The sequence below is a fragment of the Streptomyces sp. NPDC037389 genome, from assembly GCF_040636475.1.
Lineage (GTDB): Bacteria > Actinomycetota > Actinomycetes > Streptomycetales > Streptomycetaceae > Streptomyces > Streptomyces hesseae.
Map to the genome: position 1 here is coordinate 1 of NZ_JBEZUS010000043.1, position 1965 is coordinate 1965.

A 1965-nucleotide genomic window follows, 5' to 3' on the forward strand; every position below is an offset into this window, starting at 1 on the left:
CAGAAGTGGAAGCCGGCGAACATCGCGAAGACGACCGTGCCGAACACCACGTAGTGGAAGTGCGCCACCACGAAGTACGAGTCCGAGACGTGGAAGTCCAGCGGCGGCGAGGCCAGCAGCACTCCGGTCAGCCCGCCGAAGAGGAAGGTGACCAGGAAGCCGGTGGCCCACAGCATCGGTGTCTCGAAACTGAGTGACCCTTTGAGCATCGTCCCGGCCCAGTTGAAGAACTTCACACCGGTCGGGACCGCGATCAGGAAGGACATGAACGAGAAGAACGGCAGCAGCACACCTCCGGTCACGAACATGTGGTGGGCCCACACCGTCACCGACAGACCGGCGATCGCGATGGTCGCTCCCACCAGGCCCATGTAGCCGAAGATCGGCTTGCGGGAGAAGACCGGGATGATCTCGGTGATGATGCCGAAGAACGGCAGCGCGATGATGTACACCTCCGGATGCCCGAAGAACCAGAACAGGTGCTGCCACAACAGGGCCCCGCCGTTGGACGCGTCGAAGATGTGGGCACCGAACTTGCGGTCGGCCTCCAGCGCGAACAGGGCCGCGGCCAGCACCGGGAAGGCCAGCAGGACCAGCACACCGGTCAGCAGCACGTTCCAGGTGAAGATCGGCATGCGGAACATGGTCATGCCCGGCGCGCGCATGCAGATGATCGTGGTGATGAAGTTGACCGAGCCGAGGATGGTGCCGAAGCCGGAGAAGGCCAGACCCATGATCCACAGGTCACCGCCGATACCCGGCGAGTGCACCGCGTCCGACAGCGGCGAGTACGCGAACCAGCCGAAGTCGGCCGCGCCCTGCGGGGTCAGGAACCCTCCCACCGCGATGAGCGAGCCGAACAGGTACAGCCAGTAGGCGAGCATGTTCAGCCGGGGGAAGGCCACGTCCGGCGCGCCGATCTGCAGCGGCATGATCCAGTTCGCGAAGCCCGCGAACAGCGGCGTCGCGAACATCAGCAGCATGATCGTGCCGTGCATCGTGAACGCCTGGTTGAACTGCTCGTTCGACATGATCTGCAGACCGGGCCGGGCCAGCTCGGCGCGCATGAAGAGCGCCATCACCCCGCCGATCACGAAGAACGCGAACGACGTCACCAGGTACATCGTGCCGATCGTCTTGTGGTCGGTGGTCGTCAACCACTTCACCACGACGTTGCCGGGCTGCTTGCGCCGTACCGGCAGCTCGTTCTCGTACGAGTCCTCCGCTGCCGAGGCACCCTGGGGTTCGTTGAGGATGCTCACAGGTTGTTCGTCTCCCGGTTCTTCTCGTGGCTCGTCTGAGCGATGCCCGCGGGAACGTAACCGGTCTGCCCCTTCTTCGCGAGGTCCTGGAGGTGCTGCTCGTAGCGCTCCGGGGAGACGACCTTGACGTTGAACAGCATCCGGGAGTGGTCCACGCCGCACAGCTCGGCGCACTTGCCCAGGAAGGTCCCCTCCTTGTTGGGGGTGACCTCGAAGGCGTTGGTGTGGCCCGGAATCACGTCCTGCTTCATGAGGAACGGCACCACCCAGAAGGAGTGGATGACGTCACGCGAGGTCAGGACGAAGCGGACCGTCTTGCCCTTGGGGAGCCAGAGGGTCGGGCCCGGGTTGTTGGTCTGCGGGTTCCGCGTGCCGGGGACACCGCAGTCGTAGACACCGCCGGCGTTGGCCGGGAAGTCCTCGACGAACCGGTCGGGGATGCCGGCCAGTTCCTTGGAGGTCTTGGCGTCGCCGGTGGAGCCCGGGACGTTCTCGATGTGGTTGAAGCACCAGCTCCACTGGAAGCCGACCACGTTGACCGTGAGGTCGGGCTTCTTGTTGAGGCTCATGAGATCGGACTCGTCACGCGCGGTGAAGTAGAACAGCACCGAGACGATGACGAGCGGAACCATGGTGTACAGCGCCTCGATGGGCAGGTTGTACCTGGTCTGCGGAGGGACCTCGACCTTGGTGCGGCTGCGCC

Annotated in this window: 2 protein-coding genes; both read right to left on the reverse strand. The window is 64.5% G+C overall.

Going from position 1 to position 1965, the window contains the following annotated elements:
* A partial coding sequence (locus AB0E98_RS33525; RefSeq protein ID WP_361710262.1) for a cbb3-type cytochrome c oxidase subunit I occupies nucleotides 1-1262 on the reverse strand: 1262 nt, incomplete at its 3' end.
* The coding region (locus AB0E98_RS33530) for a cytochrome c oxidase subunit II (RefSeq protein ID WP_361710264.1) at nucleotides 1259-1965 on the reverse strand (707 nt) is incomplete at its 5' end. The genes AB0E98_RS33525 and AB0E98_RS33530, both read right to left, overlap by 4 nt.